Here is a 24,450-nt window from a genome sequence, read left to right on the forward strand (position 1 = left end):
GCCCTCCGGGAGAGGGTGGCCGTAGGCCGGGTGAGGGAGCTGCTATAGGTGACCAGGTTGCCACTGCCAACGCATTCACCCCGACCCTCTCCCGGGGGGAGAGGGAGGATAAAGCTACTCGTACTCTATCGCCTCGGTCACCTTGACCCCTGCCGCCTGGCGCGCGGGGATACCGGCGGCAAGGAAGGAAACCAACGGCAGCGCCACGATTAGCTCGCCAAGCACCTCCCACGGGTAATGGTGCGGCATGGCCCACCCGGTGAATGCCTTGGCTACCGGCCCCTCCATGAAGGAGGCGAACAGGTTCCCGGCGGGAAGCGCCAGCATGAGCCCCACCATGGCAAGCACCAGCGCCTCCAGCACCACGCTGCGCGCGATCTGCCCGGGGAGCGCCCCGAGCGCCTTCAATATTCCGATCTCGCGGGTCCGCTCCGCCACCGAGATGAGCAGCGACGTGACGATGCCGAGGAAGGCGACCCCGAGCGCCAGCAAGACGGTGATGCGCATGACGGCGTAGAAGGCGTCGATAGCCTTGCCGATCTCGTCCTTGAACTCGCGCTGGGTCGAGATGAGCGCGGGATAGCGGCCGGAGAGCTTGGCGCGGATGGCGTCGCGTACCTTGCCCGGGTCGGTCCCCGGCGTCACCGAGACGTCGTAGATGTCGACCCGGTCGTCCTGCCAGTGCCTTAGGAATACCTTGCGGTCCAGGAACACGGCGCCCTGGTCCGAGGAGTAGTCGCGGATCACGGCGGCGATAGGAAACTCGACCATCCCCCCCGGCGTGTTGAGCGGCACCTTGTCGCCGACGCCGAGGCCGAAGCGGTCGTGGAAGTTCTCGGTGATGGCACACATCTCCTTGTTGAGCAGCCCCTCCCGCATCGAATCGCGATCGCCCTGGGCAAAATCGTAGCGCACCCGCTGCATCAGCGTGTCCATCTCCACGGAGCCGACCAGGATCTGCCGACCACGGAACTGGGGCCGGATGGCGCGGTAACTCTCCACGGTGCGCACGCCCGGGAGCGCCAGGATCTCCCCCTTCACCGCACCCGGGTAGAGGAAGTCGGGACGCGAGAAGTTGGCCGAGGCGCGCACGAACAGGTCGCAGGTAAGGATGTCGTCCATCCAGCGCACGATGGTGAGCCGCGTGGAGCCCATGTAGCCCCCGAGTCCCAGCACGAAGGTGAGCGAAAGGGCCATGGCCATGATGGTGCCGGAGCTGCGGCGCGGGTTGCCCAAGAGCGAATCCGAGGAGAGCGGACCGGCGGAGGGGAACAGGTGGGTGAGCAGCGGGCCCAGGGCGACCAGGACGGCGCGGGAGAGCGGGCCGATCAGGAGCACGAGGCCGATGCCTCCCAAAAGGAGCACCGAGAGCACCAGGGTGTTCCCCTTGACCACGCTGCTGAGCGCGAGCGCGACGGCGCCGGCCACGAACGCGACCGCGGCGGCGATACGCGGTCCAATCCGGCGCTGCACCTTGGCCTGGAAGGAACCCTTGGCGAACGCCTCGGTGGGGGAGATGCGCGAGGCGGAGAGGGCAGGTCCCCAGGCACCGAGCAGGGAAGCGATCAGGCCGAGCAGCATGGACTGCAGCACGATCGCCGGGGTGAGGTGCACCACGCCGGAGCCGGATATGCCGTACACCATCTCGGTGCTCTGTCCCATGCTCACCAGGAGCGCCTGCGAGAAGGCTGTGCCGGCCAGGCAGCCGAGCGCGCCCCCGAGGAGGCCGATGATGAGCGCCTCGGCCAGGAACAGGATCTGCACCTGGCGCGGCGTGGCGCCCAGGGCGCGTAGCGTGCCGATGTCGCGGCGCCGGCGGTTCACGGAGACGTTGAAGGCGTTGAAGATGAGGAAGATGCCGATGGAGAGGGCAAAGGCGCTGGAGACGTTGAAGCCGGCAGTGAAGTTGGCCACCAGCCGCTCCATCTGCTCGCCGCGCCGCGCCGGCGTTTCCACGCGGTAGGCCGGGCCGAGCGTCTTTTGCAGCATCTCGGTCCCCTGGGCGACGGTGACCCCGTCCTGGAGGCGTACGTCGATGCGGTCGAAGCGACGCCCGCGGCCGAAGAGCTCCTGAGCGGCGTAGACGTCCACCACCATCAGGTTGCCGCCGAAGGCCTGGGCGAACCCCTTGGGGCTCATCAGGCCGCGCGCGGTCACCTTCCGGACGCCGCTGGGGACCTTGACGGCGAGGGAAGTGCCGGTAGTGAGCCCGGCGCGCTTGGCGAACTCGCGGGTGAAGAGGGCGGAATCGGGCTGGGCCAGGAAGAGCAGGGGGTCGTCCAGGTCTGCGTCGTCCCCCTCAAAGCCGTAGTCACGCATCTCGCGGTCGCCCAGGAGGTCGACGCCGATCACCATCAGGCTTCCCAGTTCCCCTCTTTCCGGGATCACGATCTGCTCGATGACGGGAGAAGTAGCCCGGATGCCGGGGAGGTTACGGAGCCTTTCCTGAAGCGCCTCGGGGACACCCCCCTCCATGGTCACCTGCAGCTGCGCCTTGCCGGCGACCCGGTCGACGGTGGACCCGATGCCGACCACCAGCGCGTCCTGCGCGGTCTTGATGGAACTGAAGGTGGTGACGCCGACCACTACCCCCAGCAGGGTCAGGATGGTCTTGGCCAAGTGACGCCGGGCGTAGGAGAGGGAGAGGTGACGCAGCAGGAACCTCATCTGCCACCTCCCGGGGCCGCGCTGTCGTCCTCGACCAGGCCGTCACGCAGGCGGATGAGGCGGTCGCAGGCGGAGGCGGCCTCGCGGTCGTGGGTCACCATGACGATGGTGGTGCCGCGCCGGCCATGGATGGAGCGGAGCAGGGCCAGGATCTCCTTGCTGCGGGCGCTGTCCAGGTTGCCGGTCGGCTCGTCGGCCAGAAGCAGCGGTGCATCGGTGACCAGGGCGCGGGCGATGGCGACGCGCTGGCGCTCGCCCCCGGAGAGTTCGTCGGGGAGGTGGTCGGCGCGATGTTCCAGCCCCACCTCGGCCAGCACCCGGTCCACCCTGCCCTCCGCCTCCTTGGCGGAGACCCCGGCGAGCCTGAGCGGCAGGGCAACGTTCTGCCTGACCCGCAGGGTGGGCATCAGGTGGTAGGCCTGGAAGATATAGGAGACGTGGGTGCGCCGGAACAGTGAGCGTTCCTTCTCGCTTTGTTTGGCGAGGTCGGTCCCCGCCACGAGCACCGCGCCGGAGCTCGGCACGTCGAGGCCGCCCATCAGGTTCAAGAGGGTGGATTTGCCGGACCCTGACGGTCCCATGATCGCCACCATTTCGCCCGCTGCGATGGAGAGGGTTATCCCCGCCAGCGCCGTCACCGTCGACTTTGTCTCGTATGACTTCACTACGTCTCTAAGTTGCAGCACGTTCAGGTTCCTCCTTGGGGGGAAATTTTGACTAGTAGACCAAGGGCACAGCACCCCTGTTTTGCCTGCTCGTGTCGCCGCAGTCAACTGGAAAAATGAGTGAATTCAAAAAGACTGATTTTCTCCCCTGCCGCCGACACAGCACCGTGGATGTCGTCAGTCAATGAGCCGAATATAATTGCCTTTGCATTGTCTGTCATACCGGCTGTGCTAAGCTTTCAGGGGGTGTCACCGGACCGCCAAATACTTTCAGAGTCGCAATGATACGGAGTTGGATGGCCTCTAGTACATAGGTGCCTTATCGACGAGTCCGGGAAGGTGCATTTAAGGCTGCAAGCAATTACTGCTACTGCCTTGGGTGGCATGCTCTTCTTCGAGGTGGGCGAAGCCAACATCTACCACCAGACCAGTGCCAAATATATCCTCACCATGGCAGAGTGCATGGTCTGCCACTCCGAAGACTCCGCCCGACCCGTTTCCATCTGTCTCGAAGATCACTGCCTCTACACCAACAAACACCCCGTGCTGCGCAGCTATCCTCCTCGCCGGAAAGCTGAACGGTTCACACCCATCTCCGAGAACCTGGAGGCCGGTTGCGTGTTGGAGGATGGTAAAATAACCTGCCTGTCCTGCCATGATCTGACGAGGCCGGCGCCGCACCTGATCAGGAATGGTGACGAGTTGTGCTACATCTGCCACAGGTACCTGCGGTCCACCTACTGAGGGGCGATCCGGTTTGACTTTAAGCGGCGGAGATGGTAACAAAAAACTCTCTATTTTTTCCTCCGCACCCCTGGGACATTGACTGATGCTCCGTCGCCTCCGTTCTTACATCAGTACCCTTCGCGTCAGACGCGTTATCTTCGTCGGCTGCACCCTGACGTTCTCCGCCCTGCTTCTGCTGGTGCTGCTGGTGGTGTCCCTGCCAGCCATCCTCTCCACCGACCCCGCGCAGTCCCTGCTGCGGTTGGGAATCTCCAAGGCCCTGAAAAAGCCGGTTTCCTGGTCCGACCTTCAAGTCTCCTGGACTGACGGTATCGCCCTTACCGGATTGGTGCTGGGGGAGGGGCCGCCGCCACTTGTGCACGCGTCCCTGCAACACCTGAAACTCGATCCGGACGTTTCCCGCGACAAGGCGACCGGACGTTGGTGCGTGAGCCTCGACCTGAAGGTGAAGAAGCTGGAGGCCGAGCTCTCTCCCGGCCCCCCGAAGCCCCCCGAGGCGAAGCCGGTCAAGGATCCATTGACCCGCATCGCGGAAGGGGTGCAGAAGTTCCAATCCCTGGAGTGGCCGCTGCCGCTCGACCTGCGTCTGTCCGTCGACGCTTCCCCCATGAAGTTTTACTACGCCGATCCCGTCTCCAAGCGCGAAGCGCTGTTGAGCGACTTCTCCTTCGGGCTCGCCGTACCTTCCCTGAGCAAGCTTCCCATCCGCACGTCGCTGTCCGGCAAGGTCGCGGTGGACGCCGGCAAGGCGCAACCGATCAGCCTCAGCGTAGAGGTGGCCGACCTGGTCACCGCTGCCTACCGCATCAAGCCCGCGGCCGCTGCCCTGACGGCACGGGCGGATCTGCCCGGCGTCGCGCTGAACGCGGCTGGCGGGGTGACCCGGCCGGAGGGGCTCAAGGCCAACCTCGCCCTCACCCTCCCGGAACTGGTTCGCCTCGCTGCGCCTTTCGCCAAGAAGCCCCTCCCCGACGTCGGCGGCAAGCTGGTGCTCGATCTCAAGGCACAGACCGACCGGGCGGGAGACCTGCGCATGGCGCTCGCGTTGGATGGCGATCGGCTGGCGGTGAGCCGGCTTCCCGGGAGAAAGGCGGGGCTCGCGCCGCTGGGCCTGCACCTGCGCCAGAAGCTGGTCAGCAACCATGAGCGCCAGCAGGTCGCCTTCGACGAGGGGAGCCTGATCAGCCCGGGGCTCATCACCGCGTCCTGGCACGCGCTGGTCGATCGCCCCACCGATAAATCGCGCAGCGTGGCGGCGGAACTGGGACCGCTGCGCCTGGACCTGGGTCGGGCCCGGCAGGTGGCTGCGCCTTTCCTGCCGAAAAACCTTCCGGTGCAGGATCTCCAGGGAACGGCATCGCTTACCAAGCTGAGTGCGCGGCTGCAGGGGCCGGGGAACGACGGGACTGTGGGGATCGAGAAACTGGGGGTGGACCTGCCGCTACTGCAACTGGCGCTGGCCGGCGGGCCGCTGCAGGGGGAGGGGATGACCCTCTCCATAGACAAGGGCCTCATCCCCCTTAAAAAGATGAAACCGGTGCGCATCGCGGCCGACCTCTCGTGGTCCGGTCGCCGCCTCGATATGGCGGGGAAGAAGCCGGTACGGATCGACGGCATGAAGGGGGGCGTGAGCCTGACCCTCACCGAGATCGACCTGAAGGGGAAGCGTGCCCTGGTAGACGCCCGGCAGAAGCTGGAACTGGAGCGTGTCGGCGTGGGGAGCGAACTGGCACTGGAGCAGTTGAGGGAAGAGCTGGAATTTAAGGCGCGCGCTTTTTCCGGTGGCGCCCTCGACCTGACGCTCCCGACGCTGCAGGTTTCCGCAAAGAGCGTGCAGGCGCACCAGCAGGGCAAAGACGTGACGCTGCAACCGTTCAACGCCCGCCTCGCCGCCGAGGGAGTGCACCTGCCGCCCAAGGGGCAGGGGAGCCCGACCGTGCAGCGTGCCACCTGCTCGCTCTCCGCATCCGACGCCCTGGCGCTTGATGCCGAGGCCGCGCTGACCGGGCAGGGACGGCAGCTCGCCGCCAGCAAGGGGAATCTGCACCTGGACCTGCGCCGCCTGATGCCGGTCGCGCGCACGTTCCTTCCCGCCGGGTTCGATGCCACCGGCCTCGCCGCCGCCTCCTGGGATGTCGCGGCGCCGCTGCCGGTCGCCCAACTTCCGAAAGAAGAGAACCCACTGCGCAAGGCGAAGGGAAGCCTCGCACTGCTGGATCGCGCCGACCTGGCGCTCACCTTGAACGACCTGGACCTGCGTCTTCCCAACGCCCAGGGCACTTACCGGGTGCAGGGGCTCACCACCGCGCCGCAACTGCGCCTCGCCCTGCCGCACCCGGGACAGCCGCTCACCGTGGATGGCGCTTTCCGCTTCGCCTCGGTAACCGGACTCTCCGGCACGGTTGGAACTCTGCCGCTGCAGGCAGGGACCTTGACCCTGCAGGGGGAGCTGACGGGGTGGAAGGAATTCCGGCTCACGGAAGAGTTGAAGGTTGCCTCGCTGGGGCTTTCGCAGATCGCGGACCTTACCGTCGGGCGTATCGACGCGCTCCTTGAAGACCAGGGTGGCAAGTTCGATGCGGCCACGCTATTGCGGCGCCTGGACGCCACCATGTTCGCCCACATGGACGGGAACTTCCCGGCCGAGGCCAAGAAGGTGCTGGCAGGATGGCAACTGGCGGGCAACGTCTCCGCCGGCGCGCGTATCGATCTCACCGCGGCGCGCGAGCTGAGGGTGCGCGGCTACGGCAAGTGCCGTGGCTTCGGCGTGGCGGACGGCAAGGGACTCGCGGCCAGCGGCGTCCGGGCCGACCTGGTGCTGGACCGCAGTTACGCCCTGGCCCAGGCGCAGGGTAAGGGGGAGGAGTGGGTGCCGCTTTCGACCGGGCTGGTGCGGCCGGCGCCGGTGGCCCCACTGGGGGCGGCCGATTCGGATCTCGCGGCCCGCATCTACGAGGACCTGCGCGGGCTGATGGGAGCACCGCGCAAGATCGGCGTCCAGCGTGCCTCCTTCAAGTCCGGCGCCGTTCCCATCGAGGCCAGCGCACTGGAGGCGGACCTCCTGCTCGAACCCGAGGCTTTAGGTTTGAGCTTCTTCCAGGCCGAAGTGGGGGGCGGGACGGTGCGGGCACGCGGTATGATCGATCTCTCTCGCGAGGTCCCGGTGCTCACCACCTACTTCAACTTCTCGAAGCTGGACCCGGTGCTCCTGTTCCCCGCGGCGGGGGGGCAGCGTCCCGGCGGAGAAGGGGAGCTGACCGGCGAACTGAGCCTGTCGGCGCCGCTTGCGACCGAGCAGCGGGCGCTCCTGGAGGGGATGCGTCTCAACCTGAACCTGCGCCGGTTCAGCTCGCGCATCCTGGACCGCGCCCTGTTCGCGCTCGACCCGTACCAGCGCAACGAGAAGATTGTGGCGCAGCGCAAATCGTTGCAGAGCGCTGACTTAAAGGGGCTGCGGGTCAGCGCCGTGGACGGCGCCCTCGACTGCGAGGGGGAACTTGCCGTGAAGGGGATCGACATCGCCATCCCGCGGATCGATCGTCTGCGTCTCTCCGAGCTTCCCATCCAAAACGAGCTGAAGCGGCTCCTCGTCTCCATCGCCTCGTCCCGGACCCTGTTGGACCTGGTCCGTTCCGACACCCTGGTGATCGACGCAAAAGGAAAGCCGTCCCTGAAAAGGAGGAGCAATGCGGGAATCTAAATCACTCTCAACGCGCGTCGTGCGACGTTTGCAGCGCCGTCCGTTGTCCATTGTCCATTGTCAACTGTCAATTGTCGCCCGGTTGTCCTTTGCCGTGCTCCTGCTGGCGGCGGCCGGCTGCACCCTGGCCAAGGTCGACGTCAACGTGGTGAGCGAGCGGACCTCGCTGGAAAACCAGGTGCTGGGAACCTACAACGCACTCTCCGAGGACGTGCTGCTGGTTGCGTCGGTGCGCGGGGTGTCGCCGACGGGCAAGGTGGAAACGCCGCCCAAACACTCGCCGGAACAGCAGGAAGCGGCCCAGGCGCTGGAGAACATCGCTTTCCATGCCGACGACGTCGAGGCCCTGAAACGCCTGGGGTGGGTGGGGGAAAACCTGGAGGGGACCCTGACCAGCTTCAGCCGCGAGGTTCCCGAAAAGGCGCCGGCCGACCTGAAGGCCTTCGCCGGGCGCTTCGGCGAAGGTGAGTTCCGCCAGGTGGTCAATGAAGTCAACCGCTCCCGTGAAATCCTGATGCTCAGGGTGGTGCAGACCAACGAGAACTTCACCGCCAAGGACCTCCCCGCCATCCGCAAGGTCTTCGCGCGGGTGAACCGCCAGAACAGCGCCCCCGGCACCAAGGTGCAGGAGGACGACGGGAAATGGGTAACCCGATGAACGCCGCCGCGAGGAAAATCACCCTGTTGCTGGCCCTCACCGCCCTTCTCTCGGGGACGGCACAGGCGGTGCCGCTAGGTGAGGAACTGCTGGCCCCGGCCGCCCCGCGTCCGGCCCCGCGCTCGCGCCCGGAAATGGCGCCGACGCCGGCGGTCTACACCCCGCAGTCGGTACTCTACGCGGCCCGCTCCCGGGACGGCAGGTGGATCGCCACGGTGGAGAAAGGGGATGCCGGCTACGAGCTCTGGCTGCACCCCGCCGGCAACGTCGCCGAGCTGCCGCGCCTTTTGACCAAGGGGCCGGTGCGCATCTCCGCTCCCGCCTTCGATGCCACTGGAACGAGGCTCGCCTACGCGGACGAACGCGACGACCTGAAGGGCGACATCTGGCTCATCGACCTGGCCAAGCCGGGCGCCGAACCGCGCCGGCTCACTGGCAACGACGCCGGCGAGGATGCTCCCGGCTTTGCCCCCGACGGCAGCGCCATCTACTATCAGCGCCAGTTGCCCGGCGCAGAGCGGCGCGACCTGGTGCGCCTGGAACTCGCCACCGGCAAGGGAGAGGCACTCCCCATCGCTATCGACGCGGCCTTTGCGGCGGTTGCTCCCGACGGCAACCGGATCGCCTTCGTCTCCCGCGACAAGGATCCCGGCGGCGACCTCTGGCTCTGGGAAAAGGGAGGGCGCCTGACCCAGCTGACTGCCGGCGCCGAGCGCGACCTCTACCCGATCTGGCAGGACGCCGATACTCTCCTCTTTACCCGTTTCGCGCCCCCGGTTGGGGATGCGGCCAACGGGCCGGACGGGGGCGCCGTGTTCCGGCTGCAGCTCAAGCGTCAGGGGAGCCACGGTTTCCCGGCCGCCTTTCCGCTTACTTCAGGACTTCTTTCCACCGCGGCCCCGATCCCGGCCGGAGAGCGGGTGCTCTTCGTTGCGGGTGCGGCGGCGGGGGGGCAGGTGCTGTCACTGCCGGCGTCGGGCGAGATCCCGGAACAGGCTGATGCCGCCGCCCAGTGGCAGGTCGCACGAGTGATCCTTGAGCGTCAGCCGGCGGACCCGGCCACCGCGCGCCTTGCCTGCTTGCGCGTACTGGCGCGGGAGGATGCGCCGACCCGTGAAGGGGCGCTCGCGTCGCTGGCCCTGGCCGGGCTCATGGAACAGGCCGGCGAGCGGAGCCAGGCCGAGGATCGCTACGCCGAGGCCGCCCTGCGCTATGCCGCTTTCCCGGAAGCTGCCCTGGCCGAGATCGCCCGGCTGCGCCTGGAAGCCGCCAGCCGCTGCGAAGAGGTGGTGGTCGCGGGTCGCCGCAAAGGTGTCATCGCTGATGCGCAGGAAGATATGCTGCGCGCGGCCAAGGGGAAGGGGGCGGATGCGACGGCGCGGGCGCTCGTTGACGGTGCCCGGCTCCAGGCCGAATACGGTTCCGGCGCCGAGGACCAGCTGGCTGCCATCGCCCGCTTCGAAAAGGCGCTGGCTGAAACTTCTGCCGCTCCGGACATCCTGGCCGAGGCGGCCTACCGCCGTGCGCGGCTGCTGGCCCGCATCGAGGGGGGAGAGGGATCGGTCGCGGCCCTGGTCGAGGTGGCCAGGAAGTACGACCGGCAGGAACAGTGGGCCGAGGCGGCTATCGCCGAGATCCTGGACCAGTTGACCGCGAAGAACGCCGACGCGCGCGAGCGCCTGGCGGCCCTGGCCGAGCAGTATCGCACCACCCTGCCGCGCCTCGCCATGGGTGCTTGGAACCGGGTCGGCGACCTGGCCTACCGCGGCGGCGACTGGGTCCGCGCCAAGGACGCCTACCGCACCGTACTGGAGCAGTTCCCCGCCATTGCCACCCCGACCGCCGCGGCCCGCTTCGCGCTGGCCGAGATCCTCTATCGCGAGGAGCGCTACGGTGAGGCGACGGCGCTGTACGAAAAGGAGATGGGAGAGCACCCCGAGGACGCGCCGCTGTACCAGCTGGCCCGCGCCGCCTACCTGAGAAAGAGCCTTGCCGCCGGCGAGAGCCTGTACCGCTTGGGCGAGGTCTCCGCCGCCCGTGCCGCCTTCCTGGACCTGATCCGCTACGAGGGGAGGAGCCTCGAGGCGCATCGCGGCTACATCAAGTCGGTCGCCGCCCAAGGTCAGACTCCGGAACTGTTGGCCTTGTACCAGAAGATGCTGCAGTCCTACCCTGACGACCCGGTGCTCCTGTACGGTGCCGGTCTCTGCTACACCTACCTCCCGGGAAAGGATGCCCTCAAGGAGGCGGATCGCCTGATCGCGCGCGCCGCCGAGCGGCTGCCGGGTTCCGAGTATCCCTTCCAGACCCGCGGCTACATCGCCGAGGTGCTGGAAACGGTGCACGGCGAACAGGGGGGGCTGGAGCGGGCGCTCAACCTCTACCGCCGCGCCAAGCTCTTGAACCGTCCCCAGGAAAACCCGGAAAACAGCGCCAACCTCTCGCTCAACATCGGCAATATCGCGTACCTGTTGGGGCGCAACGCCACGGCCTGGAGCTTCTACAGCCAGCGCCTGGCCGCCAAGGTCCCCTTCGACAACGTCGATACCGAACTCCTCTTCGAGCAGCGCTACGGCGCGGTTGCTTTCCAAGTGGGCGAGAAAGAGGCTGCCATCGACGGCTATGGCCGCGCGCTCAAGCTGGCCGAGGCGCGCCTCGATCCGGCCCGCTCCCTTGAGCAGTTCGGGCGCCTGACCCGTCGGGTCAACGAGCGCCTCTTTGCGGGCCAGAAGCTATCGCCCCAGCAGGAGCAGCGGCTTGCGGAACAGCAGGCGATCAACGCGGATTTGGAACTGCTCGGGGCAGACCGGGTTGAGGCGCCTCCCGCGCCGGGGTGGCAGAAGTTCGACGCCGCCCTCAGGACCCTGTTGGCGCGGCAGCGCAAGCTGGTCGCCGCGGCCTGCACCGGCGTACCACAGGGGGATAAGTTCCTCATCGAGTTGAACGGGATGGCGAGCGCCGTGGAGCGCGAGTTGGACAACGTACCGCGCCTGGTGGAGACCGGTGCGGAGCTGCACGACCGCCTTGGTCTCGCCAACTTCGATGCCGAGCGTTTCCAGCCTGCCCTGGCCCATTTCGACCAGGCCTACCGGCTAAACCGGGCGCTCGGGCGCCACGGCAACCTGGCCGCCAACCGCCGCTCGGCCAGCATCGCTGCCTACCGCCAGGCCGAGACTGCTTCCGGCGCGGAGAAGAAGAGGCTCCTGTTGCTGTCCCGGGACGGTTTCACCGAAGTGCTGGCGCTTCTGGACCAGTACCCACCGGAGAAAAAGAGCGCGCCCAAGCGTGGCGGCGGGCTGATCAACGTGTCCGCCAACGTCGCCCTCAACAAGGGGGGCGCGACCGAGGCCGCCTACGGTTTCTCGGCGGAGCAGGAGCGGCGCCTGGCGCAGAGCTATCTCGCGCGCATCGCCACCGACCTGGGCGACAACGCGACGGCCGAAAAACTGTTTAATGAGTTGCTGGGCCGCTACCCGGAACGGGTGGACCAGGTTGCCGAGGGGGATCTTTTCGGGGTGGGGCTGTTGAGCCACCGGGCCGCGCAGCTCGCCTATGCGCGCGGCGACCGAGCCGGTGCAGCCGCCGGTTTCAAAAAGGCGACGGCCTTGGCGCTGAAAAGCGGCAACGCCGTGGGGGCCATGCTGAACCTGGTCAACTGGGGCATGCTGTTGCCCGCGGATGCCGCGCCGGGCGAGGTGGCAGAGTTCCTGGAGGCGCAGGCGGCCTGCTCGGCGCAGGCCGGCACCTACCGCGACGCCCTCCCCTCCGATGCCGTGGCCCGCTACGGCAACGACGCCGGCGCCATCCTGGCGCGGCTCGCCACCGGGCGCGCCGATGACGTCAGCCGACAGGCGCTGCAGTACCGGGCGGTTGGGGTGTGGGACAAGGTGCTGAAAGTCGGCGCGGGTCAGACCAGTCGGACTAGTCTGACCGGTCCGACTGGTCCGACAGAGAACCGCGACACCTTGCATGCGCGCCTGGCGGCGCGCCTGAACCGGGCGGCGACCCTCGCCGCGCTGGGGCTGTCGGACGCGGCCCAGGCCGGCTACACCGCGGCGCTCGCCGAGGCTCGCGCCGCCGGCAACGATGCCATGGCCTGGCGCGCGCAGGTGGCGCTGGGCGACTACGACGCTGCCCTCAAGATGCTGGACCGGCTCCCCCCCACCGACTACGACCTGCGCCTCGGCGAGCTTGCCGAGCGCTTCTCCCCACGCATCGAGGCGCTCGCCGCCAAGGACCCGGAGCAGGGCTTCGCCCTGGTGGAGCGCCTCTCCGAACTGGAGCGGGTGCAGATTCTGGGGCGCAGCCTTCTCGGTATCGACGATGACGCTACGGTGGACCTGCTGCGCAAGGCCGCGCCGCACCTTGCCGAACTGGACCGAGTGCGCGGCGCGCTGATTAAGGCCGCGCCGGAAGGCGCCGCTTACCTGAAGCTGCGCGCTCAGCAGGAAGAGACAGTCCTGGATACCCTCTTGGGCAAAAAGCTGGAACTGATGCCCCCGTACTACGCTGTCGCCGGCCCCGGCGTGCTCCGCCTCGCCGCCTCGTCGGCCGCGCTCTCGGCCGGCAACGCGAATGAACGGGAGCGTTTCGCGGCGCTCCTTACCTCCTTCCGCAAGGAGTGCTCTTCCGGCAAAGGCGCCAAGCTGTGCCAGGCCCTGACCCCGCAGCCCGCCGAGGCGATCGACGTCATGGAGCGTCTTCCGGGACGTCACGTGCTGCGCCTGGTCGCGCTCCCCGGTGACCGCTTCCTCGTCTTCACCTTCGGCGCCAAGGACGGCGTCAGCGCGCAGACCCAGTCCCGTGCGGCAGTCGCGGCCCGATTGAACGATCCCGCGCAGGTCGCCATCTACGAGCGCCCCGAGCAATTCGCCTCGGCGCGACCCCTAAGTTGGGGGGTGAGCGCGAGCCAACTGCTGAAAAGCGTGGAGGGGCGCCGCCCGCTGCGGACCCAGGTGCTGGACCCGGCCGGAGTGTGGCCCGCACAGCCGCCGTTTGCCAAGCTCCCCGCCGACGCTCTGCCCGGCCGCCTCCCCGATGCCCACACCCTGGTGCTCCCTGCCTCCGTGGGGCTCCTTCCTGCGGCTCCTAATCGTCCCGGTGCCGGTGGCACCTATAGCGCTGCCTGGGAGGATGCCGCCGGTGTGCGCCACGACCTGGTGCAGCTTGCCGACGGCGACTCGGTGTCGCTTCTCCTGGCTCCCAAGGGGGGGACGGGGCAGGCATGGTACCTGGGGCAGTTGGCCGCGCTGATCGGTGTGCCAAGCGTCCTTGTCGCCGACCGCACTGTCGACCTCACCCCCTTCGCCAAGAGCTACGCCGACCACTCGCTCGCCCAGGCGCGGCGCGAACTCCCGGGGGACTGGCTCTTGATCGGCGACTGGGGCGGCGACGCCGCCGAGAGCGCCAAGCTCGCCAAGAAGCTCTTCAACGACTACGTGAAGATGGCGGTGCAGGCGCACAACGACGGGCGCTACGCCCAGGCGCTGGCCCTCTTCGACAACGCCCTGGTGGTCGCCGAGGCGACGCCGGAGCTGGCCAAGAACCGCGCCGCACTGCACCGCCACGCCCGGGAAAGTGCCTTCGGTGCCGGCTTCACCGAGCGCGCCGTGAGCCATGCCGACAGTCTGGTACAGCGGCTGGCCAAGGAGAAACCCTATTCTGCCGAGCATGCCGACGCCCTGTTGCGGCTGGGGCTTTTGCAGGGGCGCCTGGAGCACTTCAAGGAGGCGACCGCCGCGCTCAAGGAGGGCATCTCCATCTTCGCCGACCTGGGACTCGCCAAGGACCAGGCCGCGGCCCTCTCCGATTTCGGAGTGGTCATGGAAAACGCGGTTGATTATCCCGCCGCGCGCTCGCTCTTCGAGGAGGCGGCCGGGCTGCGCGCCCAGTTGAAGGACGAGCTGAACCTGGCCGACCAGTACCGCAACCTCGGGCGCATCTTCGACCTGCGCCTGAACCAGTTCGCCGTCGCCGAAAGCTACTACCGGAAAGCGCAGGAGCTCTACGCGAAAAACGGCAATGCCGCTCTCGAGGCCGAGACCATCCTGGAGCGCGGCCGCTGCCAGCGGCTGTTGGGGAACTTTCCCGCTGCCGATGCCCTCTACCGCGAGGCGCTCGCCAAGGTGGGCAACTCCGAGCAGCGAACCAGGATGAGGATCGTGCTGGAGCAGGGGAACAACGCCTGGTTCCAGGGGCGTTACCAGGAAGCCTTCGACCTGCGCGAGCAGGTGGAAAAGGCGGCGCTCAAGGAAAACTGGGCGCTGGAGCAGGTGATGGCCAAGAACACCGGCGGCCTGATCTGGTGGACCTTGGGGGACAACAAGCGCGCCCTGGTGGAACTGAGGCAGGCCCTGGACCTGGCCGGCAAACTGGAGGTGCGCCGCGACGAGAGCGCCACCACGCTGAACAACATCGGCCTGGTGCGGCGCGAGTCGGGCGACTACCAGGGGGCGCTGGAGAGCCTTGGGCAGGCGCTCGCTATCGACCGCGCCCTCGGCTCGCGCTGGGCCATCGCCTATGACCTGAGAAACCTCGGCCAGACCCGGCTCAAGATGGGGGATCCCGCCGGCGCACTGAAACTGCTCACCGAGGCGGCGGCACTGGCCGACGCCATCGGCGACAAGGTGAACCAGGCCAAGATCCACCTGGCGCTGGGCGATGCCCGGGCCCGTAGTAACCAGGCCGGCCCGGCGGCGGAAAGCTACGGCAAGGCACTGGAATTGGCCGATGCCATGCTGCTCAGGGAGGTGCGCTGGCGCGCCCTGCTCGGTCTTGCTCGCTTGAAGGAGCAGGGTGGGGACCGCGATGGTGCCGTCGCCTCCTACCGCCAGGCGCTGGATACGGTGGAGGGCCTCCGGGCCGAGATCAAGCTGGACCAGTTGAAAGACGGCTTTCTTGCCGACAAGATGGATGTTTACCAGGGGCTGGTCGGGCTCCTGGTGGAGCTTCACCGAGACGACGAAGCCTTCGCCGTCGCCGAGCGCTCCCGCGCCAGGACCCTGATCGATATCCTGGGACGGCAGCGCCTCTCGCTCGCGGGTGGCGCCGACCAGGACCTCTACGACCGCCAGGGGCGGCTCCGGGAGCAGATCCAGGAGCAGGAACAACTGGCACTGCAGGCGGCCAATCCCGCCGAGCGCACCATGTACGCGGCCGCGCTGGACAAGCTGCGCGGCGAATACCAGGACCTCCTGCTCGATATCGAGCGGCGCCGTCCCGAACTCCTTTCGCTAGTCAAGGTCACCCCGGTCACCGTGGCCGAGGTAGAGAAGCTGCTGGAACCGGGGGTGACCCTGTTGTCCTACTACCAGCTCCCGGACCGGCTCCTGTGCTGGCGCCTGGAGCGGCAGGGGTCGCGGCTCTTCGTGCTCAAGGCCTCCGCGCGCGAGGTCGCCGACAAGATCGCCACCTACCGGCGCATGCTGCAGAACCTGGAGCCGCTGGAACAGAACTCACGCGAGCTGTACCGGATCCTGCTTGCCGAGCCGCTCGCCGGTGTGCCCGAGGGGCAGACGGTCGGCATCGTGCCGCACGGCAGCCTGCACTACCTTTCCTTCGCCACCCTCTATGACGGCAGAGATTACCTGGTGGACCGGCACACCCTGTTCCACCTGCCGGCCGCCTCGGTGTACCGTCACACCCTGTCCCGGCGCCAAGCCGCCAAGAACCTGCGCATCCTGGCCATTGGCAACCCGGACCTCGGCAACGCCGCCCTCGATCTTCCCTTCGCCGAGAAGGAGGCCGGCACGCTGCGCTGGAACTACAGCGACGTGACCACACTGACCCGGGAGCGGGCCACTGAGAGCTGGGTGCGTGATAACATCGCCAAGTTCGGTATCATTCATTTCGCCTCCCACGGCGAGTTCGACCCCGTCAACCCGCTCTTCTCCTCGATCCGTCTCGCCAAGGACGGTAAGAACGACGGCCGGCTGCAGGCCGAGGAGGTGTTCGGGCTGGACATCAAGGCGGACCTGGTGGTGCTTTCCGCCTGCCAGACCGGCCTGGGCGACGTGAAAAGCGGCGACGATGTGATCGGCATGAACCGCGCCTTCCTGTTCGCCGGGACCCATGCCCTGGTCTCCAGCCTCTGGCGCGTATCTGACGTCTCCAGCGCCATACTGATGAAGCAGTTCTATCGGGACTACAGCCGCAGCGACAAGGCCCAGGCACTGAGGCTGGCCATGCTGCACGTGAGAAACCGCTACCCGCACCCCGGATACTGGGGGGCGTTCGTATTGACCGGTGATTACAAGTAAAGTCGACAACCCGGCCGGATCCACTCCGGCCGATCACGGAGGTGAAACCATGAACAAGCGAGCTTTAGGCGGCGCGCTGCTGCTTCTGGCCCTGTGCGCAGGCCAGGTGCTGGGGGCCGAGAAGCGCTGGGTGGTGAGCGAGGGCACCACCCTCAAGAAGGAACAATCGGTGAGTGCAGCGAACGTGGCCGACCTGCCGGTGGGCGCGGAACTGACTCTCGTGGAAGGGGAGGGACGCTGGCTCAAGGTACAGACCGGCGATGGCAAGGAGGGGTGGGTCTACGCGGGGCGCGTTTCAGACACCCCGCCGGTCGCCGAGGTGGGTGGCGGGGACGGCCTGCTCGGGGACAGCATGCAGAAGAGCCAGATCAACACCGCCAAGGCCGACAGCGCCCGCAGCGTGCGCGGCCTCTCCCCGGAGACCGCCGCCTACGCCAAGCAGCACGGCACCCCGGAGGCCCTGAAGAAGGAGCTGGACAAGATCCTGGCGCGCAAGGTTTCCAACAACGAGGTCAAGGCCTTCCTCAAGGAAGGTAAAATCGGCGAGTACGCCCAGTAAAGGAGGGAGATATGAAAGTAGTACGTCTATTACCGCTCATCGCGCTCTCCTGCCTGGTCGCGGCACAGGCCCACGCTGGATGGCAGGATACCATCAACAACCTCATGAAGCCTGATTCCAAGGAAGGGAAAATCCTCTCCGGCGCGACCCAGGTGCTCTCCTCGTCGCAGGAGATGACCTACCAGACCGAGTGCACCGTGGGCGAAAGCCTCGCCTTGGACAGCATGCAGCGCTTCGGCAAGCCGGTGCAGAATGAGGCGTTACAGAAGTACGTGAACCTGGTGGGGAACGCAGTGGCGAGGAACAGCCAGCGCTCCACCATTCCCTACCGCTTCGTGGTGCTGGACAGCCCGGTGCAGAACGCCTTCGCTGCTCCCGGTGGCATCGTCTTCATTAGCCGCGGCCTCCTCAACGTGCTGGACAACGAGGCCGAGCTCGCCGCGGTGCTGGCCCACGAGGTGGGTCACGTCGCTGGGAAACATGCGCTGAAAAGCATCCGGCGCGCCCAGTTCCTGCAAGGAGCCAGCGCCATCACCGCCGCCACCATGAAGGGGAGCAAGGGGCAGCAGTTCGAATCCATGGTCGGCGACCTGCAGAACACCCTGTTCGACAAGGGGCTCGACCAAGGGATGGAGTACGAGGCCGACCAGGCCGCGCTGGAGACCACCTACCGCACCGGTTACGACCCCGGCGCCATGGTAAGCGTGCTGCAAAAGCTCAAGAAACAGGAGGCGACCTCAGCCAAGGACGGCTCCTGGTTCTCGACCCATCCGCCGCTGGACCAGCGCATCGCCAAGCTCTCGGCCCAGCTCGCCAAGTACCCCTCGGCAGGCTCGGCGAAGCTTCCCGCCCGTTTCGCCAAGTACGTGAAACCCGCGAAAAGCGGCAAAGCATCCAAGTGACTGGAAAACAGTCATAGTCACCGATCGCGGCGACGATAACTGTCATCACCATGGCAAGGGCAGGCTCAAAACAGCCTGCCCTTTCTTTTTGTGCACTTTCTTCTTTCCGAGATCTGGGTACAATTGCCTAGCCTGTGGTAAAATTAATTGCACTTTGTTAGCTACTTGTCATATATTTGCTCACAACTTTGTGGGACAAAGCTTGGGAGTCTCGCTGGTAATGACCGCTGACAGCATGTGGTACCATAGATAGACCCCGCAGAAGCTGTGCCGGACCTAAAGGAGTGGATGCTGAGAGCCGCGCTGATACTGATACTGTGCCTGTGCCTGTCAGGTTGCCAAAGGCCCGTGCAGCACCAGACGGGGCCGCCCCTGCCGCTGCGTCTAGCCTATTCCACCCAGCATGACTGCGCCCTGGTTCACATCGCCGTCGCCCGCGGTTTTCTGCGGGACGAGGGGCTGAACGTCGAGGCCCATGCTTGCGGCTATGGCAAAGAAGCCTTGCAGGCGGTGCTGGAAGGGAAGGCGGACTTGGCCACCGTCGCCCAGGCACCGGTCACCTTCGCCGCCCTGCAAGGTCAGCGGCTTTCGCTGTTGGCAAGTATCTTCACCTCGAACAACAATCATGCCATCATTGCCGACCGCAACAGCGGCGTCGTCCGCCCGGGCGATTTGAAGGGACGGCGCGTCGGGTTCACGCCGGGAACCACCACCCAGATGTTTCTTTCGTCCTTCCTTATCGCCCACGGCATGAGCATCGACGATGTGGTCCCGGTTCCTCTGCCGCCGGAACTGATGCAGGGCGCCCTCCTCTCCGGCGGGGTCGACGCGGTCTCCACCTGGAGCCCCAACGAAATGATCATCGCCAGGAGCCTTGCCGGTAGAGGGGTTGTCTTCGAGGACCCCTACATCTATACCGAGACCTTTGTCATTGCCGGCAAGACTACGTACGTGGCAGACCACCAGGAGACGGCCAGACGGCTGTTACGTGCCCTGGTACACGCCGAGGAATTTGCCTCCGCCCACACCAGGGAGGCCCAGGCCATCGTGGCAACCGCCTCCAAGCTTCCCCTGGAGGTACTGGCGGAGTCCTGGGGCGAGAGCGCGCGCAAGGTGACCCTTGACCACGCGCTGTTGATAGCGCTGGAGGACGAGACGCGCTGGGCCGGTAAGCTGCACTTGGTGCGCGAGGCGGGCATGCCCAACTACTTGGAGTACATCGACCCTCGTCCGCTGTTGTCGGTGAAGCCCGAGGCGGTCGAACAGCAGGTGCTGAAAAGTGACCTTCGCCCGTAGACTCAGGATAATCTCGTTGCTTTCTTTCACCTTGCTGGTGATCGTGACGGCACTTTTGGCCTGGTCCTCCCGCGAGTTGGCCGTAGCCGAGCGCAACCACGTCGTGGCGGACCAGATCCAGTCCACCGTGTTCCATCGGGTCACCACGCGCGACGAGTATTTTCTCTTTGGGCTGGAACGGGCCAGGGAACAGTGGTTCGCACTCAACGATGCGGCCACGCATATGCTGATGCAGGGACTGCCGCAGGTTGATGACCCTTCCGCCCGGCGGATCCTGGTACGGAGTCGGCTCTACCTGGCTGAATCTGTGCAAATATCGAAGCGCCTGGTGGAACAGATGCAGCGGGTCCCGGTAGACGACCCAGCGGTCGCTCATCACGACGAGTTTGCCACCCGGCTCTACAGCCAGATCATGCTTCGTGACTCGGCCCTGCAGCGCGAGGCGGTGAACCTGCAGAAACTGGCCCGGGATCGTTTCGAGCGCGCCGGTGAGCGGATGATCCATCTCACCCTGCTGCTGGTCATCCTGATGGCGCTGGTTACCATCCTCAATTCCGCATTCCTGACCGGAGTGCTGCGCCGGCGCATGGCTACCATAAAGCGGGACGCCGACCTCATTGCTGCCGGCGACCTGAACCGCAGTATCGAGGTTGAAGGGAACGACGAACTGGCGGAACTGGCGCGGGTCTTCAACAGCGTGACCCACAAGATCCGGGACTATACCCAAGCACTGCACGACAGCGAAAAGCGCTACCGCATGCAGTTGCAGGAACTGGCCAACATCTACACCCATACCCCTGTGGGGCTCTTCGCGCTGGACCGTGACCTCCGGTTTTTGCGTATCAACGAACACTTGGCGGCGCTCAACGGCAAAAGCATTTGCCAACACGTCGGACGCACCGTCGACGAGGTTCTGGCCCCGGGCTTGGTGGCACAACTGAAGGAAGTTTGGCGCCCGGTCCTTGAACGGGGGGAGTGTGTCCTCAACGTCGAAATACATGGGGGGGCGGACCCGTCGGATCCGGGGGCGCGCTATTGGCTGGCCAATTACCAGCCCCTCATGTCTGAGGGAGGGGACGTTACCGGTCTCATGGGGGTGGTGCTGGACATCACCGAACGCAAGCTGGCGGAGAAGATGCTCGCCGGCGTGCGCCAGCACCTCGAGGAGGAGGTGCTGCAGAGGACGGCCAAGCTGCAGCTCATCAACGAGCACCTGACCCAGGAGATCGAGATCCGCAAGAAGGTGGAGGTCGAGCTCCTGGGGCAGCAGCAGAAGCTGCAGGACATGGCGCTCGATCTTGCCATGGCGGAGGAGCGGGAGCGGGACCGGATCGCCAGCGAGCTGCACGACCAGGTGGGGCAGCGGCTCATCCTGGCCAAGATCAAGCTGGACGCCCTGGCCAGCAACGTCCCCGGTGGCGACTGCGAGAGCGAGGCCGAAGCGGTAGGAACCCTGGTCCAGCAGACCATACAGGACATCCGGTCGCTCACCTTCCAGTTGCGCCCGCCGCTTCTGGCCAGCGCGGGCCTGGAGGCGGCACTGCGCTGGCTCGGAGAGGAGCTCAGTGCTGACTTCGGCCTGCAGGCTGAATTCGCCGACGACGGCAAGGAGAAGACGTTACCCTACGAGATCCGCTCCACTGTCTTCCAGGCCGTCCGCGAGCTGATGTTGAACGTGGTCAAGCATGCCGGCACGCTGCACTGCCGCGTCGCGTTGTCGCGGTGCGGCGAGTCATTGGTTGTCACAGTTGAAGACGACGGTGTCGGTTACGGGGTAGAACAGGAGTCGGCTGAGACGCGAAGCGGCGGCTTTGGCCTGGCCAATGTCAGGCAGAAGATACAGCATCTGGGCGGGAGCTTTACCATCACCAGCAAGGAAGCGGGCGGGACCGTGGCTGCCATCAAGGTGCCACTGCAGTCCTAGGGCCATAAAGGGGGAAAGATGAAGATGAAGATTTTGATCGCTGATGACCACGCTATCGTACGCCAGGGGCTGCGCGCGCTGATCGACAAGGAAGACGACATGATGGTCAGCGCAGAGGCCGGCACCGGTGCGGAGGCCATCAAGCTCACCCGCGAGGAGTGCCCGGACATCATTGTGATGGATATCTCCATGCCCGACACCAACGGTATCGACGCCACCCGCAGCATCACGGCCGCCTTCCCCGATGTAAAGGTGCTGGCCCTCTCCATGGAATCGGACCGCCGTTTCGTGGTAGAGGTCCTGAAGGCGGGAGCCAACGGCTACGTGCTCAAGGACGCCGCCTTTTCCGAACTCGCCACCGCCATCCGTGCCGTTGCCGCCGGCGAAACCTACCTCCCCTCCCGGGTCACCACCCTGCTCATCAAGGAATACCTGCAGCGCATTCCCGAGGACGTCCCGGCCACCTACGAAAACCTCTCCACGAGGGAACGTGAGATCCTGCAGCTCATTGCCAACGGCTCCAATGCCAAGGAGATAGCCTTTGCCTTCGGCGTGAGTGTCAAGACGGTAGAAAACCAGCGCCACAGCATCATGAAGAAGCTGGACCTGTTCAGCATCGCCGAGCTGACCAAGTACGCCGTGCGCCAGGGGTTGACCTCTTTGAAATGATGCCGGTCTGCCCTGGCGGCATGTGATATGCCGCAGAGCAGCCTGCCGATTCACCTATTTATTTGCTGGGCACTTCACCGCATACTGGCCTTGGTTTTCCATCTAAACCCGCCAGGAGCAGGAGATGTCCACGAAAGTCGACCTGGACCAGACCCCGGATTCCGCCAAGACTGAACCGAGCGAACTCCGCGATTTCGCCGAAAATACGGCGGAGAAGGTTGCGGCGTCCGGCGACGTCGCGGCGGGTGAGCCCGTCGACGATACCTGCCGCACCCATCCGCTGGTTTCCGCGTTTTCCATCTGCCTGCCCAGGAAACGTTCCTGCCCCTACGCCATGTCGTTCGGTCACCAGTACCTGTGCCGGCACCCCGACCACGCCAAGTTTCTGGTCCGTCCACCTAAGCCCAAGAAGTAAACCCCTCCTCAGTCGTCCCGCGCTTACCCCTATCTTCGCTTGACACAAAAGCGGCGCACTATAAACTTGTCCAGTTGTAAATTAATAAAATCTAATATTTTAGATAGTATCCTGTCAGCCGTCGTGTCGATCGCCAGCAGAGCGACCGCAGTCACCATGCAACCTGCACCCTGCCGCACAAGAGCATCGCTCAGGAGGTACATCATGAAACCGAGCACGAAAGACCAAGCTAAAGGGAAAATGCATGAGTTGAAAGGACAGGTTAAAGAATCGGCTGGAAAGACCACCCGTAACGTTTCCATGGAGCAACAGGGCAGGGGGGAGAAAATTACCGGCAAGGTCGAGAAAAACGTCGGTAAGGCGGAGAAAAAACTGGAGAAATAGCGCCGCACCTGGCCTGCCACCGGGTGGAGACAACGCTGCGAAGGGGTGCCTTCGCGGGACTTTCCCGGATGCCCGGTGGTGGCTGCGGTCGCTCTGCTGGTGATCGCGGCGCTACTTCGAACTGCAGCACAGCCGCTCCAAGAGGAGGTGCTTCATGCCTTTGGTACACGTGATACTGGTTCTCATCGTGGTCGGCGTATTGCTGTGGCTGGTGAACACCTACATCCCCATGGCTGGATCGATAAAATCCATACTCAACGCCGTGGTGGTCATCGTGGTTGTGCTCTGGCTTTTGAACGTCTTCGGACTCATGCACAACCTGACCAAGCTCAGAGTGGGCAAGTGAAACAGACGAGGGGGAGCTCCGGCAGGCAATGGGAAGGCTCCCAAAGGAGGCAGTGATGCTTTGGACCATCGTAGTGATTCTTCTGGTACTGTGGTTGCTGGGGCTCGTGACCAGCTATACGTTGGGCGGCTTCATCCACCTGCTGCTGGTTATTGCCATCATCATCGTTATACTGAACCTGATACAGGGACGCAGGCCACTTTAGCGAGTGGTGCTGCAGACAGAGAGAGCCGGGGCGGCGAGCCCCAGCTCAGACTAAAGCCAAGGGGGATCGCCAGTGAAAACAGTGTGGACAGTGTTAGCAGTCCTTTTCGCCTTGCCGGCCTTTGCGGCCGGTCCGACCGATAGCACCCTTGCCGGAATGCCCCAGATGGCCGACGCCGTGCCCGGTTCCCCCGGGTACATCATGAAAAGGCCGATGGGGCGACAGATGATGCGCTCCCCCCAGCAGCAGCTGATGATGGCCTACCACAGAAACGTTGCCAACTTCGGTCGCCTCCTTTACGCCGCGGCGCAGGACGGTGCCACGGTGTCACCGCAGCTGGCGCGGGTGGCGGTGGCCGAGATGAGGCGCAGCGTCGACGAGATGGAGAAGTACCGCGCGTCCTTAGCGGGCGAGGTGCCGCCCGACCGGCAACGCATGATGGACGAGCACCTGGTGCAGGTGAAGATCCACCTGAGGGACCTGGAGCAGTTGGTTCAGCAGGACCGCATCGATTCGGATCAGGTGAAGCGGCATGCCGAACCGATGCTCGCCGGTTGCGGGTCCCCGGGCTGCGCCACCGGCAAAGGTGCCGGAATGGGCTGGCGCGGTGGCCCTGGGCAGGGGGGCGGGATGGGCTGGCGTGGCGGCCCCGGCGGGCACGTCATGATAATGGAACGCATGCTGCAAAAGATGAAGGGGCAGGATGCCGAACTCGCGGCGCTGGTGCGCGAGATGGAGCAGGCACCGCGCGAGAAAAAGCTGGACCTGGTCTCGGAGATCGTGGCCAGGATGGTGCGCCAGCGGGCCGAGATGACCGACGAGATGGAGCGTAACCACCGCGAAATGATGCGCGGGTTCGGGCCAATGGAACAGCAAGAGATGGATGACGACGACTCTGACGGCGAGGGCCACGGGTGGAATGACGACGATGCCGACGAGGATTGACGGGTGACGGTGCGTCGCGTACCGCACCGGTTACAGACAGGAGCTTGAAACAGGACGAGGCCGGCGCATCGGGAAGCGATTCCCAGCGTGCCGGCCTCTTATTTTTGTAT

The 24,450-nt window shown here is 65.6% G+C and carries 16 protein-coding genes; 14 read left to right on the top strand and 2 right to left on the bottom strand.

Annotation, left to right across the window (positions count from 1 at the left end; genetic code table 11):
* Window positions 1-114 precede the first annotated feature (114 nt).
* Entirely contained in the window at window positions 115-2,667 is a 2,553-nt protein-coding gene (locus K7R21_RS17245) for an ABC transporter permease (protein ID WP_224984510.1), read from the bottom strand.
* Window positions 2,664-3,353: an ABC transporter ATP-binding protein gene (locus tag K7R21_RS17250; RefSeq protein WP_224984511.1), complete on the bottom strand. Its 690-nt coding sequence runs from the start codon at window positions 3,351-3,353 to the stop codon at window positions 2,664-2,666. Before K7R21_RS17250 ends, K7R21_RS17245 begins: the two co-directional genes overlap by 4 nt.
* A gap of 318 nt (window positions 3,354-3,671) precedes the next feature.
* On the opposite strand from K7R21_RS17250, the gene K7R21_RS17255 reads away from it, so the two are divergent.
* The 14 genes from K7R21_RS17255 (at window position 3,672) to K7R21_RS17320 (ending at window position 24,340) form a co-directional block, all read left to right on the top strand.
* The gene (locus tag K7R21_RS17255) at window positions 3,672-4,076 is read left to right on the top strand and encodes a cytochrome c3 family protein (RefSeq protein WP_224984512.1); all 405 of its coding nucleotides are present in this window, start codon (window positions 3,672-3,674) and stop codon (window positions 4,074-4,076) included.
* Window positions 4,077-4,161: 85 nt separating this feature from the next.
* The gene (locus K7R21_RS17260; RefSeq protein WP_224984513.1) at window positions 4,162-7,779 is read left to right on the top strand and encodes an AsmA family protein; all 3,618 of its coding nucleotides are present in this window, start codon (window positions 4,162-4,164) and stop codon (window positions 7,777-7,779) included.
* On the top strand, window positions 7,766-8,437 hold the full coding sequence (locus K7R21_RS17265; protein ID WP_224984514.1) for a DUF1318 domain-containing protein: 672 nt from the start codon (window positions 7,766-7,768) through the stop codon (window positions 8,435-8,437). The genes K7R21_RS17260 and K7R21_RS17265 overlap by 14 nt, the downstream gene beginning before the upstream one ends.
* A complete protein-coding gene (locus K7R21_RS17270; protein WP_224984515.1) occupies window positions 8,422-16,695 on the top strand; it encodes a CHAT domain-containing protein in 8,274 nt (2,757 codons plus the stop codon). The genes K7R21_RS17265 and K7R21_RS17270 overlap by 16 nt, the downstream gene beginning before the upstream one ends.
* A 49-nt stretch (window positions 16,696-16,744) precedes the next feature.
* A complete protein-coding gene (locus K7R21_RS17275) occupies window positions 16,745-17,254 on the top strand; it encodes an SH3 domain-containing protein (protein WP_224984516.1) in 510 nt (169 codons plus the stop codon).
* An 11-nt stretch (window positions 17,255-17,265) separates the two neighbouring features.
* On the top strand, window positions 17,266-18,156 hold the full coding sequence (locus tag K7R21_RS17280; protein WP_224984517.1) for a M48 family metalloprotease: 891 nt from the start codon (window positions 17,266-17,268) through the stop codon (window positions 18,154-18,156).
* A gap of 348 nt (window positions 18,157-18,504) precedes the next feature.
* The gene (locus tag K7R21_RS17285) at window positions 18,505-19,452 is read left to right on the top strand and encodes an ABC transporter substrate-binding protein (protein WP_224984518.1); all 948 of its coding nucleotides are present in this window, start codon (window positions 18,505-18,507) and stop codon (window positions 19,450-19,452) included.
* Window positions 19,453-19,468: 16 nt separating this feature from the next.
* The gene (locus K7R21_RS17290; protein ID WP_224984519.1) at window positions 19,469-21,376 is read left to right on the top strand and encodes a sensor histidine kinase; all 1,908 of its coding nucleotides are present in this window, start codon (window positions 19,469-19,471) and stop codon (window positions 21,374-21,376) included.
* Window positions 21,377-21,394: 18 nt separating this feature from the next.
* Window positions 21,395-22,045 carry a response regulator transcription factor gene (locus K7R21_RS17295; protein ID WP_224984520.1) on the top strand — a complete coding sequence of 217 codons (651 nt, stop codon included), beginning with the start codon at window positions 21,395-21,397 and terminating at the stop codon, window positions 22,043-22,045.
* Window positions 22,046-22,169: 124 nt separating this feature from the next.
* Window positions 22,170-22,460, top strand: a complete 291-nt coding sequence (locus tag K7R21_RS17300) for a hypothetical protein (protein WP_224984521.1) — start codon at window positions 22,170-22,172, stop codon at window positions 22,458-22,460.
* A 204-nt stretch (window positions 22,461-22,664) separates the two neighbouring features.
* Window positions 22,665-22,844, top strand: coding sequence for a CsbD family protein (locus K7R21_RS17305; RefSeq protein WP_199387708.1), 180 nt, complete (start codon window positions 22,665-22,667; stop codon window positions 22,842-22,844).
* A gap of 154 nt (window positions 22,845-22,998) precedes the next feature.
* Window positions 22,999-23,190: a Thivi_2564 family membrane protein gene (locus K7R21_RS17310; protein WP_224984522.1), complete on the top strand. Its 192-nt coding sequence runs from the start codon at window positions 22,999-23,001 to the stop codon at window positions 23,188-23,190.
* 55 nt (window positions 23,191-23,245) lie between these two features.
* Window positions 23,246-23,395: a lmo0937 family membrane protein gene (locus tag K7R21_RS17315; protein WP_183345221.1), complete on the top strand. Its 150-nt coding sequence runs from the start codon at window positions 23,246-23,248 to the stop codon at window positions 23,393-23,395.
* Between the two features lie 72 nt (window positions 23,396-23,467).
* Complete coding sequence (locus tag K7R21_RS17320) at window positions 23,468-24,340, top strand: hypothetical protein (RefSeq protein ID WP_224984523.1); 873 nt, start codon at window positions 23,468-23,470, stop codon at window positions 24,338-24,340.
* Window positions 24,341-24,450: the final 110 nt, after the last annotated feature.

Source organism: Geomonas agri (genome assembly GCF_020179605.1).
In the GTDB taxonomy this organism is placed as follows: domain Bacteria; phylum Desulfobacterota; class Desulfuromonadia; order Geobacterales; family Geobacteraceae; genus Geomonas; species Geomonas agri.

What these genes read in the sequence shown, in the direction of transcription:
- K7R21_RS17315 (WP_183345221.1), top strand. Translation starts at nt 23,246, where the DNA reads ATGCTTTGGACCATCGTAGTGATTCTTCTGGTACTGTGGTTGCTGGGG.
- K7R21_RS17275 (WP_224984516.1), top strand. Translation starts at nt 16,745, where the DNA reads ATGAACAAGCGAGCTTTAGGCGGCGCGCTGCTGCTTCTGGCCCTGTGC.
- K7R21_RS17310 (WP_224984522.1), top strand. Translation starts at nt 22,999, where the DNA reads ATGCCTTTGGTACACGTGATACTGGTTCTCATCGTGGTCGGCGTATTG.
- K7R21_RS17260 (WP_224984513.1), top strand. Translation starts at nt 4,162, where the DNA reads ATGCTCCGTCGCCTCCGTTCTTACATCAGTACCCTTCGCGTCAGACGC.
- K7R21_RS17245 (WP_224984510.1), bottom strand. Translation starts at nt 2,667, where the DNA reads ATGAGGTTCCTGCTGCGTCACCTCTCCCTCTCCTACGCCCGGCGTCAC.
- K7R21_RS17280 (WP_224984517.1), top strand. Translation starts at nt 17,266, where the DNA reads ATGAAAGTAGTACGTCTATTACCGCTCATCGCGCTCTCCTGCCTGGTC.
- K7R21_RS17305 (WP_199387708.1), top strand. Translation starts at nt 22,665, where the DNA reads ATGAAACCGAGCACGAAAGACCAAGCTAAAGGGAAAATGCATGAGTTG.
- K7R21_RS17265 (WP_224984514.1), top strand. Translation starts at nt 7,766, where the DNA reads ATGCGGGAATCTAAATCACTCTCAACGCGCGTCGTGCGACGTTTGCAG.
- K7R21_RS17270 (WP_224984515.1), top strand. Translation starts at nt 8,422, where the DNA reads ATGGGTAACCCGATGAACGCCGCCGCGAGGAAAATCACCCTGTTGCTG.
- K7R21_RS17300 (WP_224984521.1), top strand. Translation starts at nt 22,170, where the DNA reads ATGTCCACGAAAGTCGACCTGGACCAGACCCCGGATTCCGCCAAGACT.
- K7R21_RS17295 (WP_224984520.1), top strand. Translation starts at nt 21,395, where the DNA reads ATGAAGATGAAGATTTTGATCGCTGATGACCACGCTATCGTACGCCAG.